Here is a 16,331-nt window from a genome sequence, read left to right on the forward strand (position 1 = left end):
CCGCCTGATGACGACCACGATCCAGACGATCCGCGACGACTTCTCCTTCCTGGATGAATGGGAGGACCGCTATCGCTACGTCATCGAGCTCGGCGAAGCGCTGCCGCCTTTTCCCGATGAAGAGCGCAACCCGGCCAACAAGGTGCCAGGTTGCGTCAGCCAGGTCTGGCTGACCACCGAACAGGGCATGGGCAGCGATCCGGTCATTACCTTCAGGGGCGACTCGGACGCCCACATCGTGCGCGGACTGGTTGCGATCATTCTGGCGCTATTTTCCGGAAGGACCGCCAGCGAAATCCAGAAAACCGACGCTGAGGCAACGCTGAAGGCACTCGGCCTGGATGAGCACCTTTCACCCCAACGCGCCAACGGACTGCGCTCCATGGTCAAGCGCATCAAGCGCGATGCCGAGATGGCGCTCGCGCAAACAGCGTGACCATCTCTGGCCGCTCGGCTGAGGTCACGGACCAACAGCGGCACGCTTGAAAATCAAACGGCGCCCGCGGGCGCCGTCGATAAGGAACTGGTCCGCTGGACAGCGATCAGCGACCCTTGCGCTTGCGGCCGAGCCCCATCTTCTTGGCGAGCTGCGAACGGGCCGCCGCATAGTTGGGAGCGACCATCGGATAGCTCGGATCAAGGTTCCACTTTTCGCGATACTGGTCGGGCGTCAGGTCATAGTGGGTCATCAGGTGACGCTTGAGCGACTTGAACTTCTTGCCGTCTTCAAGGCAGACGATGTAGTCGTCATGAACCGAGCGTTTCGGATTCACAGCCGGCTTCTGCTTGTCGGCAGGCGGCTGTTCGACGGTTCCGCCCACGCGCCCGAGGGCGGCATGGACATCGGATATCAGGTTCGGCAGCTCGCCGACCGGCACGGGATTGTTGCTGACGTAGGCAGCCACCACATCGGCGGTCAACTCGATCAGCGCATCATTGTTTCTGGAAGGTGTTTCGACAATATCCATGGTCTTCAGGCCCCAACAAGAGTTAGATCGGTCTGTGCCCTTTTTTACAGGCAGGGCATTGCACGAATTTTGTGCAGGTAGAGCTTCTGCGATTCGTGTCGCGCGGTATCAATGGGACCATATACCAAGTAAGTCAATTCGCTCTATGCATTATATTTGCGGATGTTGATCAACTATTCCCGAATTAGCTTCAATCTTTCGTGCATCATGTAATTTTTCGATATTCCGCAGGCCAAACCGAACGCAGCTGACGATGCGTCAGCTCGGCGTTACATTCGCGATAACTCACAAAGCAGTCCTCGATGCTCGGCTTTGCTTGCCGAGCAGGTCAACAGTCTTGGTTGTTCACACCTGTCCACAAAACCATAGGTTGCCACGCAATGCGGCAGCACGGCAGGCCAACGCGCGCCCCAACCGTGCCCCTTGAACCTCGGCTCGTTGCCGTGCCATTCGTCGTTCCAGATATTTCCAGAGCGAGATGCAATGACCACGACCTCCCGATTTCCGATCGTCAGCCCGCCGTCGCCTGAGAAACGGCCGATCTCGGACACACATCACGGCATCACGCGAACCGACGAATACGCATGGCTGCGGGCCGATAACTGGCAGGAGATGTTTCGGGACCCCACCCTGCTCGATGCGGCAATCCGCGCCGAACTCGATGCGGAGAATGCCTATCAGTCGGCGCTGATGGCCGATACGTCGGACCTGCAGAAGCAGCTTTTCAAGGAGATGAAGGGGCGCATCAAGGAAGACGATTCTTCCGTCCCGATGAAGGATGGACCCTATGCCTATGGCTCGTCCTTCAAGCTCGGCGGCGAGCAGCCGCGCTATTTCCGCATGCCGCGCGATGGCGGTCCCGAGCAGATCCTGCTCGACGGCGATGCCGAGGCCGAAGGGAAAGCCTATTTCCGGCTCGGAGGTGTCGATCATTCAACCGATCACGGCAAGCTCTTGTGGGCGTTCGACGACAAGGGCTCCGAATTCTACACGCTGCGCGTGCGCGACCTTGCCGACGGCAACGACCTCGCGGACCAGATACCGGCGACCGGCGGCTCAGGCGTTTGGGACGCGGGCAATGACGGGTTTTTCTATACGCGCCTCGATCCCAACCACCGGCCGTCGAAAGTGCTGTTCCACGCCCTCGGCCAAGCTTCTGAAAACGACAGGCTGATCTACGAGGAGACCGATCCCGGTTTCTTCATGAATGTCGACGGCACCCGCAACAACGAATGGATCATGATCGGCATCAACGATCACGAAACCTCCGAATACCGCCTGTTGAGCGCCAGCAACCCCTTTGCCGAGCCCACGCTTGTTTCGGCGCGCGAAACCGGCCTGCAATATGAATTGGAAGAAGGCGGCGACATTTTCTTCATCCTCACCAACGCCGACGGCGCCAAGGACTTCAAGATCATGACGGCGCCGGCCAACGATCCGGTCCGCGCCAACTGGCGGGAACTGGTGCCGCATGAGCCTGGCCGGCTGATCCTGTCGGTGATCGGCTTCAAGGACCACATGGTGCGGCTGGAGCGCAAGGAAGGACTGCCGCGTATCGTCGTGCGCGATCGGGCCAGCGGCGCAGAGCATCTCATCTCTTTCGACGAGGAGGCTTTCTCGCTCGGCCTGTCCGGCTCCCTGGAATACGATACCGAGATCATGCGCTTTTCCTATTCGTCGATGACCACGCCCTCGCAGGTCTTCGACTACAACATGCGAACCCGCGAGCGGATGCTGCTCAAGACGCAGGAAGTGCCATCCGGCCACGATCCGGACCTCTATATCACGAGGCGGCTGATGGCCCCTGCCGCGGATGGCGAACTGGTGCCGATCTCGCTTCTGCACCATCGCGACACGTCGCTCGACGGTTCGGCGCCTTGCCTGCTCTACGGCTACGGCTCCTATGGCATTACCGTGCCGGCCGCTTTCAACACCAACTGGTTCTCGCTGGTCGATCGCGGCCTGGTCTTTGCCATCGCCCATGTCCGCGGCGGCAAGGACAAGGGCTATGGCTGGTACGATGACGGCAAGCGGGCGCAGAAGATGAACACCTTCACGGACTTCATCGCCTGCGCACGCCATCTGGTCGCCGAACGCTACACGGCGCACGACCGCATCGTCGCTCAGGGCGGCTCGGCCGGCGGCATGCTGATGGGCGCCATCGCCAACATGGCGCCGGAGTGTTTCGGCGGCATCGTCGCCGAGGTTCCCTTCGTCGACGTTCTCACCACCATGCTCGACGCGACACTGCCGCTGACCCCGCCCGAATGGCCCGAATGGGGCAACCCCATCGCATCGGCCGACGACTATCGCACGATCGCCGCCTACTCCCCTTACGACAACGTCGCTGATCTCGACTATCCACCGATCCTGGCGCTCGCCGGCCTGACCGATCCGCGCGTCACCTATTGGGAGCCTGCAAAATGGGTGGCGCGACTGCGCGACCGCAAGAGCGGTGACAATCCGGTGTTGTTCAAGATAAACATGGACTCCGGCCATGCAGGCGCATCGGGCCGCTTCTCACGCCTGGAAGAAATTGCCTACACCTATTCCTTCACCTTGAAAGTCGTGGGCAAGGCAGACCTTGCCGGAGAGCGGAAATGATCGACCACTCGACACTGATCACCTATCTCGCTGTCGTGCTCGGCTTCGTGTTCATCCCGGGCCCCGCCACGCTGCTCACGGTTGCGCGGGCGACGAGTTCCGGGATCAGAGCCGGCATAGCGACGGGCGCCGGGGTCGCTGCGGGCGACGTGTTTCACACCGTCATGGCCATGGTCGGCATTTCGGCGATCATCGCCGCTTCGGCCGTGCTGTTCAGCATCATCAAATATGCCGGCGCGGCTTATCTCGTCTATCTCGGCATTCGCGCCATGATCGAAAAGACGCCGGCCCATCCTGTCGCCGGCACGCTTGCGATCTCCGCCGGCAAGGCATTCCGGCAAGCCGTCCTGACCGAAATCCTCAATCCCAAGACGGCGTTGTTCTTCCTCGCCTTCCTGCCGCAATTCGTACGGCCCGAAAATGGATCGGTCATGCTTCAGCTGTTCACGCTGGGGATCATCTTCGTGGTGCTCGGTCTTTTCAGCACGGTAGTGTTCGCGCTGAGCGCGAGCGGGCTCGGCAGATTTCTGCGCCGCAACCCAACGGTGCTGAAATGGCAGGGCAAGATTGTCGGTGGCATCTACTGTGCGCTCGGCGTCCGTCTGGCGCTGCAGCAGCGCTGAGGCTTCAGCGGCGCGCCCTTGCGGACGCGTCGGCCGCTCATGACTTTTTGAATTCACAGCGCTCATTTGTGCTCGCAATTGAAGCGCTCACGCGCTACCCAAAGCGCGGTTTTTCCGGGCCACGACAGGCCACAATCGTGCAAGGTCCATCATGCTGCTCGTCGACACGTATCTCGACAAATCCGCCATCCAAGGCATCGGCGTCTTCGCCAAGAACCACATTCCCCAGGGCACGCTGATCTGGAAGCTCGATTCAAGGTTCGACCGGCGCATTCCCGTCGACACCTATGAAAGCCAGACCGGTCCGGTGAAGTCCTATCTCGACCGCTATTCCTATCCGGACCGGCGGGATCCCGGTTTCATCGTCTTCGAGGCAGACGACGCGCGTTACATGAACCACGATGACGATCCGAACTGCGACGTCTCCGTACCCGAGGAGACCTATGCGCTGCGAGACATCGCGCCCGGCGAGGAACTGACCTGCAGCTACCACCACTTCTTCGAGGAAGGTTTCGATTTCCTGGGCGACCGGCATTTATAGAAAGGCTGGCGAAATTCCAGGTCAAGATTGACAAACCCAAGGCCTTCGGCGCACCTTCCCGGCAGGTGGATACAACCTGCTGCTTGCACCCCTTGGGTACGGTGAATGTATCGAGCCAATTCAGGCTCCCTTTGCCCGGACGAACGGGTCAGCAACGCAAGCTCCTGACGCTTTCCGTTCGTTTCTGCAAAGGATGATCTCATGCGCGATTTCCGCGACGCCAAAGCTATGGCGCAAACGTTAAGCGAAGCGCTGGCCGCCAAATCTGTTTCTCTTTCCCACGCCGAAAGCCTTGAGTTGGTCGCCAGGATTCTTGGCTTGCGGGACTGGAACGTATTGGCCGCGAGGATTCAGGCAAACCGGCAGGCAGCGTCGTCTGAAACGTCGCCCGTTGCGGCCGCTCCCAGCTCCGCACAGACAGACGTCCCCATTTTTCCCATGCGCGATCTCGTTCTGTTTCCACAGACGACTACGCCTGTCTTCGTGGCGCGCGACAAAACCCGGCGCGCCGTCGAACGTGCCATGGCAGGCGATCGTCGGGTTTTGGTGGTCGCCCAAAGGCATGGCGCCGACAACGATCCCAGCACGCTTCAATCTTTCTACCCGGTGGGTGTCACGGCGAGCGTGATAAACAGCCAGACACAGATGGACGGAATTCTCAAAGTCACCGTATCCGGCCTTCAGCGCATGGCCATCACACGGCTGATCGATGGCGAATTCCTGGCGGCCGAGATAACCGCGATTGAAGAGCAGCGCGGTCAGTCTCCAGAAGCGGCCTCGCTTTCGCGTATGGTGCTGGACGCGTACCGAACCTACGCCAATGTCGACCTTTCCTCGCTTCCGGCGCGCCAGCGGGTCCGCTTCGGCCTTCCTTCCGCGGAAAATCCCGGTCTCTTGGCCGACACTGTCGCGCAGATGCTGCCGACTGGCATCGATGAGAAGCAGCAGCTCCTGGAAGCCAGTGATGTCGTGGCGCGGCTCGAAAAGGTGCTCGCCTTGCTAAGCACGGCGCGACCCGAGCAATAGGCGGGGGCTCAATTGGCGGACTTACGTGCCGGATAGCCGTTCGGATGCGGCGGTATCGCCTTGAGATAGGCGGCTATCGCGGCGCGGTCGTCCGGCGTCAGTTCGGCCATGTTACGCTGCACATCGACCATGGCCCCGCCAACGGAATCGAACTCCGGCGTGAACCCGGTTTCGAGATAGTTGGCGATATCGGACGCGGACCAGCCGCCGATACCCCCCTCGCCCGACGTAATGTTCGGCACGACGCCCGAGCCTTCGGCGGCCACTGCGCCCGCCAACCACTGGCTCTTCTTCGTCCCGCCCGCGAAATCCCTTGGCGTGTGGCATTCACCGCAATGCCCCGGCCCCTCGACGAGATAGCGGCCGGCCAGCACCGGTTCCGGCGTGACGTCGGGCAACGCAATGACAGGCTGATCGCTGAGATAGAGCCGTTTCCACAGGCCGATGCCGCGCCTGATGTTGAACGGGAACGCCAGCGAATTGTCCGGCGCCTTGCCGGCGACCGCAGGCAGCGTCTTCAGGAAGGCATAGAGATCGGCGATGTCGGACGGCTTCATGCGGGCGTAGGAGGCGTAGGGAAACGCCGGATAGAAATGCTCACCCGAGGGCGATACGCCCTTCAGCATGGCATTTGCGAGATCCCCGACCGTCCATGCACCGATGCCGTCCTTGGCATCTTGCGAAATGTTGGGCGGAACAAAGGTGCCGAACGGCGTCTTGAGTTCGAGGCCACCAACCAGTTGAAGCCGGGCGTCGCCCTGGGAGCCCGGCTTTGCGTGGCACGAGGTGCAGCCGCCGGCATAGAAAATGCGCTTGCCCCTGGCGGCGTCGCCCGGTCCAAGCTGGGCCAGTGTGTCGGCATCAAGCTTGACCGGGGCGGATAGCAACCAGCCGGCAGCCGCGCCGGCAACGCCCAGAACGAGGACGGTGCCGACGAGTTTCCTCAGCCAGGCCATGGCAGGCGATCAGCCTTTCTTGACCCTGTAGCCCTGGTGGCAGGTGCCGCAGTCGGAACCAAGCACGCCGATCTGCGCCTTGAGCGCGTCGACATCGGCGGGGGCCGCCGCGACCGCGGCCTTGACGTCGGCGAGATATTTGTCTTCCGCAGCCTTGAAGCCGGCCATGTCTTCCCAGATTTTCGGCGCCGCGGTGGTGTCACCCGTATCGCTGCCCTTCGGGAACAAGGCCTCGACACCGAATTTCTCGGCATTGGCCTGCAACGCCTGCAGTTGCGTCAGCACGGCGGCGGCATCGAAGGGCTCCTCGCCCTTGACCACTTTGGACAGGCCGCCGACAAGCTTTCCGCGTTCCTTCATCAGAGCCTGCCGGTCGAGGATCGGATCGGCAAAGGCGGCCGATACCGTGACGGCGAGCATTGAGATGGCGATAACAAGCTTTCTCATTCGTTTGGCTCCATGATGAAGGCATTTCAGGACAAAACGTTAACGGACGCGGGGGGAGGAATATTCCCTTCTGTTCGAACGATTTTTACCCAACCGGCAAAAGTTGGATCAGGCATTTGAAAAAGAAAAGCCCCGGTGTGCCGGGGCTTTTCTGAAAGCTTCGATCAGCCTTTCGCCTTTTCGTAGAGCTCGAGCACGTGATCCCAGTTGATCAGGCTGTCGACGAAAGCCTCGAGATATTTCGGGCGGGCGTTGCGGTAGTCGATGTAATAGGAATGTTCCCAGACGTCGACGCCGAGGATCGGCGAGGCGCCGTGAACGAGCGGGTTCTCGCCGTTCGGGGTCTTGGAGATCGCCAGCTTGCCGTCCTTCACCGAAACCCAGGCCCAGCCCGAGCCGAACTGCGTCGTGCCGGCGGCGATGAAGTCGGCCTTGAACTTGTCGTAACCGCCGAGATCGGCGTCGACCGCCTTCTGCAGTGCGCCAGGCAGCTTGTTGCCGCCGCCGCCCTTCTTCATCCACTTCCAGAAATGGATGTGGTTGTAGTGCTGCGCGGCGTTGTTGAAGAGGCCGGCATTCTTGCCGAACGACTGCTTGACCACCTCTTCGACCGAAAGGTCGCCCATGCCGGCTTCCGCGGCGAGCTTGTTGCCGTTGTCGACATAAGCCTTGTGGTGCTTGTCGTGGTGATACTCCAGCGTCTCTTTCGACATATAGGGCTGCAGCGCCTCATAGTCGTAGGGCAGAGCGGGCAATTCAAAAGCCATGGGTAGTACTCCCTCGTGGAAAAATCCGGTTCGGATACCGGATTAAGATAGGTCTGGATTGAGCTGGAACAACTCCGGACGTGAAGTGTCGGTTCCCTTTCTAAGCGGGTTCCCGACAACTGTCACACGGTTTTCCCGCGGCAAGGCCGACAGCGACAAAAAAGCCGGACCGTCCGTCAGCCGGCGGATGTCGAATGCGCCCAGTCCCAGTAAAGTTCGCGCGCTTTCTTGGCCACCGGCCCGGGTTGCAGATCGCGGTCCTCGATGCGCGTGATCGGCACCACCTTGGAATGGTTACCGGTCGAGAAAATCTCATCCGCCTCGAGAAAATCGCGCACCGACAGCGTCTTTTCCGTCGTCCTGAACCCATATTCGCCCAGCAGCGTCATGGTGCGCGAGCGGGTGATGCCGGACAGGAAGGTGCCGTTCGGCGCCGGCGTCAGCACGTGGCCGTCCTTGACCAGGAAAATGTTGGAGCTTCCCGTTTCGGCGACATTGCCCAGCATGTCGAGCACCAGCGCATTGTCGAAGCCGCGCATCTTGGCTTCGAGGATGGCGCGGCCGTTGTTGGGGTAGAGGCATCCGGCCTTGGCGTTGGTCGGCATGGTTTCGATCGTGGGTCGCCGGAACGGCGACACCGTCACCGAAAAACCGGTCGGCGAGATCATCGGCGATTCATAGAGGCACAGGCAGAACCGCGTCGAGGCCGGATCCGCAGGCACGCCCATGTAGCCGCCATGCTCGGCCCAATACATCGGCCGGATATAGACCGCCGTCTTGCCGTCGAACTTCTTCAGCCCGTCCCAGGTCAGCCCGACGATCTTTTCGGGCGTCATGTTGGGCTTCAGGCCAAGCGCGATGGCCGAGGCGTTTACCCGCCTGGCGTGAAGATCGAGATCGGGCGCCACACCCTCGAACCAGCGGGCTCCATCGAATACGCTGGTTCCGAGCCACATGGCGTGGCTGCGCGGTCCCAGAATGGCGACATTGCCCTCGTACCAGTCGCCATCGACGAAAGTCCATGTCGCGGATTGCGCCGCCGCCGCCAGTGTCATTGCGTTGTCCTGTTCCGATCAATCTCGTGTGACGGCCATTGGAAGATGCTTTGGGCGGCGCCGTCAACCAGCATCGGGGAGTTTTGTTGAGGCCAGCGGCGGCGTCATGCAATCAAGGCTTGCACCTTGCGGCGCCTCGCCTCAAAACTGTTGTCATGCAATACGCCGCCTATGTTTTCGACGCCTATGGCACGTTGTTCGACGTGCATGCAGCCGTGCGCCGCCATGCCGACCAGATCGGGCCGGACGGCCAGCTTCTGTCCGAGATCTGGCGCGCCAAGCAGCTCGAATATTCCTGGGTGCGCACGCTGATGGGCGCCTATGCCGACTTCTGGCAATTGACCGAACAGTCACTCGATTTCGCCTTGCGCAAGGTTCCCTCCGCCGATCCCAGCCTGAAGGCCAAGCTTCTGGAGGCTTACTGGCGGCTGGACTGCTACCCGGAAGTGCCGGCCGTCCTGAAGGCGCTCAAGGCTTCCGGAGCCCGGCTGGCGATCCTCTCCAACGGCTCGCCCGAAATGCTGGAAGCAGCGGTCAAATCCGCCGCTCTCGACCAGGTTCTCGACGATATCTATTCCGTCGATGCGGTGCGGCGTTTCAAGACCGACCCGGCCGTCTACGACATGGTCGCCACCGGCTGGCGCCTCTATCCCGGCGCGGTTTCGTTCCAGTCGTCCAACCGCTGGGACATAGCGGGCGCCACCAAATTCGGTTTCCGCACGGTGTGGATCAACCGTTCCAATCAGCCCGAGGAATACCGCGACTGTCCGCCGGCGCTGATCCTGCCGTCGCTAGAGGCCTTGGTCACCTGATCCATGCGACTGTGACCCTGGCGCCACAGTGGCAACGCAGTCACAGCTTCGCCTTTGTTTGTCCACGTTCGGGCCAGAATCGGAACCGCCTATCGCCTCAGGTGTTGTCAGGCACCCGCGTAGCGACAAGCGTATTCACGCTTTGTTGCGGTTTGAGTTCTAAAGAAGGCAACCATGTCCATACCCGAAATCGAATCCTTTCGCCTGAGCCGTCGCGGCTTCCTAAATGCCGCAGCACTAGGCGCTGCCTCGATCGCGGTTTCGGCCTGCACGACAACGGGACCTGGTCCAACCCAGCCGCCGCCGCCAACCTCTGTCGAACCGCCCCTGGCCGACTATGCCTCGATGTATGCTGCCGTCAACGATGGCGGCTTCGACCTTCCGGCGATCCCGGTCGACCGGATCGACCCGCAATTCCTGCGCCAGGTCGTGCCTGATCCGACCGGACAGAAACCCGGAACCATCGTCGTCGATACGACAGGCCACTTCCTCTATCTGGTCCGTCCTGGCGGCCAGGCCATCCGCTATGGAGTCGGCCTCGGCCGCGCCGGCTTCGAATGGTCGGGCGATGCCGTCGTGCAGTGGAAGCAGAAATGGCCGAAATGGACGCCGCCGGATGAAATGATCGCGCGGCAGCCGGAATTGAAGCAGTACAGCGCCGACAATGGCGGCATGCCCGGCGGGCTGAAGAACCCGCTCGGCGCACGCGCGCTCTATCTCTTCCAGGGCAATGTCGACACGCTCTACCGCCTGCACGGCTCGCCGGAATGGCGCTCGATCGGCAAGTCAGTGTCGTCGGGCTGCGTGCGCCTGATGAACCAGGACATCATCGATCTCTACGACCGCGTGCCCTCCAAGACCCCGGTCATCGTGACCAGCGATCCCCGCCAGTCGATGGTGGCGACGGCGAACCACCAGGCCATTCCGATCGACGCCGGCGTGCCGGCGGGATCGGTGCTGCTCGGGCCGGTCAAGGCGGTAACGAACGCGATCTTCTGATCCGGACATCCATGGCCGGTGGCGAAGGAAGCCGCCCGTCATTCGAAAGCCACGAAAGACTGAAGTCGAAGGGCGCCACCGGCGCCCTTCGACTTCTCCGTGGGAATTTAGCGTCCTTTGGACAGGCTGCCGAGAATTCCGCGCACGATCGCGCGTCCCACAGACGAGCCGACCGAGCGCACGACCGACTTGATCGCGGCTTCCGCCACGGTCTGGCGGTTGGAAGGGCGCGGCGCCGGCGCGCGGCGGCCGCCGGACTGGGGGGCCGGCTCGTCATTGCCGAACCCTGGAATGGTCCAGCGCGAGCCGCCGCTGCCGGCCTGCTGCTCGGCATCCTGCGCCTCCTTCGCCTTCTTCTGCAGGATCTCGAAGGCCGATTCGCGGTCGATGGTCTCATCGTACTGGCCGGCGACCGGACTTTCCTGGATCAGCTTCTGCCGCTCGGCGGGCGTTATCGGTCCAAGCCGCGACGAGGGCGGGCGGATCAGGGTGCGTTGAACCATGGACGGAATGCCCTTGGCCTCCAGCGTCGACACCAGCGCCTCGCCGGTGGCGAGCTGGGTGATGGCGGTGGCGCAGTCGAAATCCGGATTGGGCCGGAAGGTTTCGGCCGCCGTCCTCACCGCCTGCTGCTCGCGCGGCGTATAGGCGCGCAGCGCGTGCTGAACGCGATTGCCGAGCTGCGCCAGCACCTTTTCGGGAATATCGAGTGGGTTCTGCGTGACGAAATAGACGCCGACCCCTTTCGAGCGGATCAGCCTCACCACCTGTTCGACGCGGTCGATGAGCACCTTCGGCGCCTCGTCGAAAAGCAGGTGCGCCTCGTCAAAGAAGAAGACCAGCTTAGGCTTGTCGGGGTCGCCGACCTCAGGCAGTTCCTCGAACAGTTCCGACATCAGCCAAAGCAGGAAGGTCGCGTAGAGACGCGGATTCATCATCAGCTTGTCGGCGGCCAGCACGCTGATGGCGCCGCGCCCGTCTCGGGTCGTGCGCATGATGTCGGCGATGCGCAGGGCCGGTTCGCCGAAGAAGTTCCTGGCTCCCTGCTGTTCCAGCACGAGCAGCGTTCTCTGAATGGCCCCGACCGAAGGCTTCGTGACATTGCCGTAGCGCGCGCTGATCTCGTCGGCGCGTTCGGCGATGTTGGCAAGCAGCGCCTGCAGGTCCTTGAGGTCGAGCAGCAGAAGGCCCTCCTCGTCGGCGATACGGAAGGCGATGTTCATGATGCCTTCCTGCGCGTCCGTCAGGTTCATCAGCCGCGACAGCAGCAACGGACCCATTTCCGAAATCGTGGCGCGGATGGGATGTCCCTGCTCGCCGAACAGGTCCCAGAAGATGACCGGAAATTCCTGGAAGTCGTAGGGGTCGAGCTTGACCTGCTCGGCGCGCTTGACCAGGAAATCCTGCGCCGTGCCCATCATGGCGATGCCGGAGAGATCGCCCTTGATGTCGGCGCAGAAGACCGGCACGCCGGCATTCGAAAATCCTTCAGCCAAAATCTGCAAGGTGACGGTCTTGCCGGTGCCGGTGGCGCCGGTCACCAAGCCATGGCGATTCCCGTATTGCAACAACAACTGCTCGGGCCGCTGATAGCTGTCGTCGGGTTTGCGGCTGGCGCCGATGAAAATACTGGTGTCGTCAGCCATATATACGGTCTCCGCAAACTGATGTGTCTAAAGCCAGCCTTTGCCCAAAGGTATAGTGACGCTGTCGGGAAGCGACAATGCCAATCGTCGAAGCGAGGCTTATCGGGGCGCTTGGACTATCGCCGAAATCGGCTTTTGGAACTTGCGGATTTTGCCGGTGTTTGGCAATCGTTCACGGCCCGTCCTCCATGAACCGACCCGTGTCGGAGGGATCGGGCCTGGTTCACGCCAGTACATTGCATTGCGGTAATGAACCGGGGACCGTAGACTGATGCTCCCGGCTGATGCGGCCGCGTGAAAACGAGGAAGATGGATGGGCGCCGGAGCCTTGACCAGGGATGTTGAACGAGCGGACGCCGAGCGCCAGCGATGGCTGGCGCTCGCGGAAAAGGCGTTGGCCGGCGCATCCTTCGAGGACAAGCTGGTTTCGCATACCGACGACAACATCCGCATCGAGCCGCTCTACGACCGCGCGACGGGAGCCGAGCCGATCGTGCGCACGAATCCGCGATCGCCCTGGATCGTCAGCCAGCGCGTCGACGACCCTGACATCAGTCGCGCCAGGGCTCAGGTCGTGGACGATATCGCGCAAGGCGCGACGGGACTCTCGCTGGTCTTCGAAGGCGCTCCGAACGCTTTCGGCTATGGTCTGCCCAGGACGGCGCAGGCGCTGGAAACAGTCCTGGACGGCGTCCCGCTCAATCGGATCCAGATCCGTATCGACACCCATCCGTGGAGCCGGCCGATGGCCGACTGGCTGGTGGCGTTCCTGAGCAAGCGCCGCTCCGATCCGGCAAAGCTCAACCTGTCCTTCGGCATTGATCCCGCGGCAATCCTGGCCGGCACCGGCCGGCTGCGCATGTCGATCGAGGCACTGCAGGAATCGATGCCGCAATCGCTGGCGCATTTCTTCTCGATGGGTGTTCCCGGCGTGCTGCTAGAGGCGGATGGCCGGGTCTTCCACAATGCCGGCGCCACGGAGGCGCAGGAACTCGGCATCATGCTGGCTTCGGCGGTCTCCTATCTGAGAATGTTCGAAAAAGCCCGGCAGCCGCTTGTCTACGCGGCACCGCATATCGGCTTCGCCCTCAGCGTCGACCAGGACCAGTTCCTGTCGATGGCCAAGGTTCGCGCCTTGCGCAGGCTGTGGGCGCGGGCGCAGGAGGCCTGCTCGATCCCCAATTCCACGGCCAACATCCATGCCGAGACATCTTTCCGCATGATGACGGCGCTGGATCCGGAGACCAACATCCTGCGTACGGCCATTGCCTGTTTCGGCGCCGCGGCGGGTGGAGCCGATTCAATCTCCGTCCTGCCGCATACGATGGTGCACGGCCTGCCCGCGGCTTTCGCGCGCCGGGTTGCCCGCAACGCGCAGCTGATCATGGCAAATGAAAGCCACATCGATCATGTCGCCGATCCCGCTTACGGCTCCGGTGCGGTCGAGGCACTGACGTCGGACCTTTGCGAGGCGGCCTGGAAAGAGTTGCAGACGATCGAGGCCGAGGGGGGCGTGCTGTCCAGCCTGCGCGACGGGCACATCCAGCAACGCGTTCGCACCGCCGCGGCCCGGCGCGACGCCGCCTTCAAGGCCGGGGAACGGGCCATCATCGGCACGACGCTCTATCCGCTGAAGAACGAGCGTGCGGTCGAGACGCTGGACGCGGAGCGGCGGCCTGTCTTTGCCGAAGGTGTCGTCCTGTGCGAACCGCTGGTTCCCGCCCGTATTGACCAAGCCATCGGGGCCGCCTCTTGATTCCGGATTTCAGCCAGATCGGTTGGGTGCCGCCGCGCCGCGCGCCAGTGGAGGTCAAGGGGCAGCGGACGACGCCGGAAGGCCTTGTCGTCAAGCATCTGTACAGCCAGGGCGATCTAAAGGGGCTGCCGCACCTCGACAGCTATCCGGGCCTCGCGCCTTTCGTGCGCGGCCCCTACCCGACCATGTATGTCCAGCAACCCTGGACGATCCGGCAATATGCCGGCTTTTCAACAGCCGAGGAATCGAACGCCTTCTATCGGCGCAATCTCGCCGCCGGCCAGAAGGGTCTGTCGGTGGCGTTCGATCTGGCCACGCATCGCGGCTATGACAGCGATCATCCGCGTGTTGCCGGCGATGTCGGCATGGCGGGCGTCGCCATCGATTCCATTCTCGACATGCGACAGTTGTTCGACGGCATTCCGCTTGGCGACATGACGGTGTCGATGACGATGAACGGCGCGGTGCTGCCGATCATGGCGCTCTACATCGTGGCGGCGGAAGAACAGGGCGTGGCGCAGAAGGATCTGGCCGGCACCATTCAGAACGACATTCTGAAGGAGTTCATGGTCCGCAACACCTACATCTATCCGCCAAAACCCTCGATGCGGATCGTTTCGGACATCTTCTCCTACACCTCCAGGAACATGCCGAAGTTCAATTCGATCTCGATCTCCGGCTACCATATGCAGGAAGCCGGCGCGACAGCCGACCTGGAACTCGCCTATACGATCGCCGACGGCATCGAATATGCCCGCGCCGGTGTCGCGGCGGGGCTGGATATAGACCGCTTCGCGCCGCGCCTGTCCTTCTTCTGGGCGATCGGGATGAACTTCTTCATGGAAGTGGCCAAGCTCAGGGCCGCGCGCTTGTTGTGGGCAAGCCTGATGAAGAAGAATTTTGCACCGAAGGACGAACGCTCGCTGTCATTGCGCACCCATTGCCAGACATCGGGCTGGTCGCTGACGGCGCAGGACCCGTACAACAACATCGTCCGCACCATGATCGAGGCGATGGCCGCGACTCAAGGCCATACCCAGTCGCTGCACACCAACTCCTTCGACGAGGCGATGGCACTGCCGACCGACCATTCGGCGCGGATCGCCCGCAACACCCAGCTCATCCTGCAGACGGAGTCCGGCACCACGCGCATGATCGACCCGTGGGGCGGCTCGGCTTATGTCGAGCGGCTGACCCATGACCTTGCGGCGCGCGCGCTGGGCCACATCGAAGAGGTCGAGGCTCTCGGCGGCATGGCCGCCGCGACCGAACAAGGCATCCCGAAGCTGCGCATCGAGGAAGCGGCGGCGCGCACGCAGGCGCGCATCGATTCCGGCGAGCAGATGCTGGTCGGGGTCAATGCCCACCGTCCCGAGAACGACATAGAAGTCGACGTGTTGAAGATCGACAATGCCGAGGTCAGGGCCCGGCAGCTGTCGAAGTTGCAGCGGCTGAAGGGCACGCGCGATGTCGCGGCCGTCGAAAGCGCGCTCGACGCGCTGACCCGGGCCGCGCATGGCAATGAAAATCTCTTGGAATTCGCCATCCGCGCCGCGCGCGCCAATGCCACGGTCGGCGAAATCTCGTTCGCCCTGGAAAGGGCCTTTGGCCGGCACGTCGCGACAGTGCAAACCATTTCCGGCGTCTATCGCAAGGCGCTTGGCGACAATCCCGTGGTCGACGGGTTGCAGGACAAGCTCGACGCCTTCGAAAAGAAAAACGGCGGCAAGCCGCGCATCCTCGTTGCCAAGATGGGACAGGACGGCCACGACCGTGGACAGAAGGTGATCGCCACCGCCTTCGCCGATCTCGGTTTCGACGTCACCGTCGGCGCGATGTTCCAGACGCCGGAAGAGATCGCGAAATTGGCCGTCGAGCATGATGTCCACATCATCGGCGCCTCGTCGCTCGCGGCTGGGCACCTGACGCTGATCCCCGAATTGCGCGACGCGCTCAAGAAGCTGGGACGCAGCGACATGTTGATCGTGGCGGGCGGCGTCATTCCTCCGCAGGATTACGACGCGGTGCTGCAAGCCGGCGCCGCGGAAATCTTCCCGCCGGGCACTGTTATTCCGGAGGCGGCGGACCGGTTGCTGGATAGGCTGCTGGCGAGGTGAGGTAGTTATAATAT

General features: G+C 62.2%; 15 protein-coding genes. 9 read left to right on the forward strand and 6 right to left on the reverse strand.

The window, feature by feature from the left end; all coding sequences use genetic code 11:
* The first annotated feature begins 7 nt into the window (after nucleotides 1-7).
* Nucleotides 8-436, forward strand: a complete 429-nt coding sequence (locus FFS37_RS17365; protein WP_137932177.1) for a SufE family protein — start codon at nucleotides 8-10, stop codon at nucleotides 434-436.
* A 106-nt stretch (nucleotides 437-542) separates the two neighbouring features.
* On the opposite strand, the gene FFS37_RS17370 is transcribed toward FFS37_RS17365, so the two are convergent.
* On the reverse strand, nucleotides 543-968 hold the full coding sequence (locus tag FFS37_RS17370; protein ID WP_137932178.1) for a MucR family transcriptional regulator: 426 nt from the start codon (nucleotides 966-968) through the stop codon (nucleotides 543-545).
* A 483-nt stretch (nucleotides 969-1,451) separates the two neighbouring features.
* Between FFS37_RS17370 and FFS37_RS17375 the strand changes: the two genes are divergently transcribed.
* The 4 genes from FFS37_RS17375 to FFS37_RS17390 all read left to right on the forward strand — a co-directional run bounded on the left by FFS37_RS17375 (nucleotide 1,452) and on the right by FFS37_RS17390 (nucleotide 5,762).
* Complete coding sequence (locus tag FFS37_RS17375) at nucleotides 1,452-3,572, forward strand: S9 family peptidase (RefSeq protein ID WP_137932179.1); 2,121 nt, start codon at nucleotides 1,452-1,454, stop codon at nucleotides 3,570-3,572.
* On the forward strand, nucleotides 3,569-4,195 hold the full coding sequence (locus FFS37_RS17380; RefSeq protein ID WP_137932180.1) for a LysE family translocator: 627 nt from the start codon (nucleotides 3,569-3,571) through the stop codon (nucleotides 4,193-4,195). Before FFS37_RS17375 ends, FFS37_RS17380 begins: the two co-directional genes overlap by 4 nt.
* A gap of 151 nt (nucleotides 4,196-4,346) precedes the next feature.
* A complete protein-coding gene (locus FFS37_RS17385) occupies nucleotides 4,347-4,736 on the forward strand; it encodes an SET domain-containing protein (RefSeq protein ID WP_137932181.1) in 390 nt (129 codons plus the stop codon).
* A gap of 201 nt (nucleotides 4,737-4,937) precedes the next feature.
* The gene (locus FFS37_RS17390) at nucleotides 4,938-5,762 is read left to right on the forward strand and encodes an LON peptidase substrate-binding domain-containing protein (RefSeq protein WP_137932182.1); all 825 of its coding nucleotides are present in this window, start codon (nucleotides 4,938-4,940) and stop codon (nucleotides 5,760-5,762) included.
* An 8-nt stretch (nucleotides 5,763-5,770) separates the two neighbouring features.
* Here the strand turns inward: FFS37_RS17390 and FFS37_RS17395 are convergent, their stop codons facing one another.
* The 4 genes from FFS37_RS17395 to FFS37_RS17410 all read right to left on the reverse strand — a co-directional run bounded on the left by FFS37_RS17395 (nucleotide 5,771) and on the right by FFS37_RS17410 (nucleotide 8,987).
* The gene (locus tag FFS37_RS17395) at nucleotides 5,771-6,718 is read right to left on the reverse strand and encodes a cytochrome c (RefSeq protein ID WP_137932183.1); all 948 of its coding nucleotides are present in this window, start codon (nucleotides 6,716-6,718) and stop codon (nucleotides 5,771-5,773) included.
* Nucleotides 6,719-6,727: 9 nt separating this feature from the next.
* Nucleotides 6,728-7,165 (reverse strand): c-type cytochrome, encoded by a 438-nt coding sequence (locus FFS37_RS17400; RefSeq protein ID WP_137932184.1) that lies wholly within the window; start codon nucleotides 7,163-7,165, stop codon nucleotides 6,728-6,730.
* A gap of 164 nt (nucleotides 7,166-7,329) precedes the next feature.
* The gene (locus tag FFS37_RS17405) at nucleotides 7,330-7,932 is read right to left on the reverse strand and encodes a superoxide dismutase (RefSeq protein WP_137932185.1); all 603 of its coding nucleotides are present in this window, start codon (nucleotides 7,930-7,932) and stop codon (nucleotides 7,330-7,332) included.
* A 176-nt stretch (nucleotides 7,933-8,108) separates the two neighbouring features.
* On the reverse strand, nucleotides 8,109-8,987 hold the full coding sequence (locus FFS37_RS17410) for a branched-chain amino acid aminotransferase (RefSeq protein WP_137932186.1): 879 nt from the start codon (nucleotides 8,985-8,987) through the stop codon (nucleotides 8,109-8,111).
* A gap of 155 nt (nucleotides 8,988-9,142) precedes the next feature.
* Here FFS37_RS17410 and FFS37_RS17415 point away from each other — a divergent pair, with 155 nt between their 5' ends.
* Both FFS37_RS17415 and FFS37_RS17420 read left to right on the forward strand, forming a co-directional pair.
* Nucleotides 9,143-9,799: a haloacid dehalogenase type II gene (locus FFS37_RS17415; protein ID WP_137932187.1), complete on the forward strand. Its 657-nt coding sequence runs from the start codon at nucleotides 9,143-9,145 to the stop codon at nucleotides 9,797-9,799.
* A gap of 174 nt (nucleotides 9,800-9,973) precedes the next feature.
* Entirely contained in the window at nucleotides 9,974-10,798 is an 825-nt protein-coding gene (locus tag FFS37_RS17420; protein WP_137932188.1) for a L,D-transpeptidase, read from the forward strand.
* Nucleotides 10,799-10,905: 107 nt separating this feature from the next.
* Here FFS37_RS17420 and FFS37_RS17425 read toward each other — a convergent pair whose 3' ends face one another.
* A complete protein-coding gene (locus FFS37_RS17425) occupies nucleotides 10,906-12,444 on the reverse strand; it encodes a helicase HerA-like C-terminal domain-containing protein (protein WP_137932189.1) in 1,539 nt (512 codons plus the stop codon).
* 313 nt (nucleotides 12,445-12,757) lie between these two features.
* On the opposite strand from FFS37_RS17425, the gene FFS37_RS17430 reads away from it, so the two are divergent.
* Both FFS37_RS17430 and scpA read left to right on the forward strand, forming a co-directional pair.
* On the forward strand, nucleotides 12,758-14,200 hold the full coding sequence (locus FFS37_RS17430) for a methylmalonyl-CoA mutase subunit beta (RefSeq protein ID WP_137932190.1): 1,443 nt from the start codon (nucleotides 12,758-12,760) through the stop codon (nucleotides 14,198-14,200).
* Nucleotides 14,197-16,317, forward strand: a complete 2,121-nt coding sequence (scpA, locus tag FFS37_RS17435) for a methylmalonyl-CoA mutase (protein WP_137932191.1) — start codon at nucleotides 14,197-14,199, stop codon at nucleotides 16,315-16,317. The genes FFS37_RS17430 and scpA overlap by 4 nt, the downstream gene beginning before the upstream one ends.
* Nucleotides 16,318-16,331 lie beyond the last annotated feature (14 nt).

This window comes from Mesorhizobium comanense, from assembly GCF_005503535.1.
Lineage (GTDB): Bacteria > Pseudomonadota > Alphaproteobacteria > Rhizobiales > Rhizobiaceae > Mesorhizobium > Mesorhizobium comanense.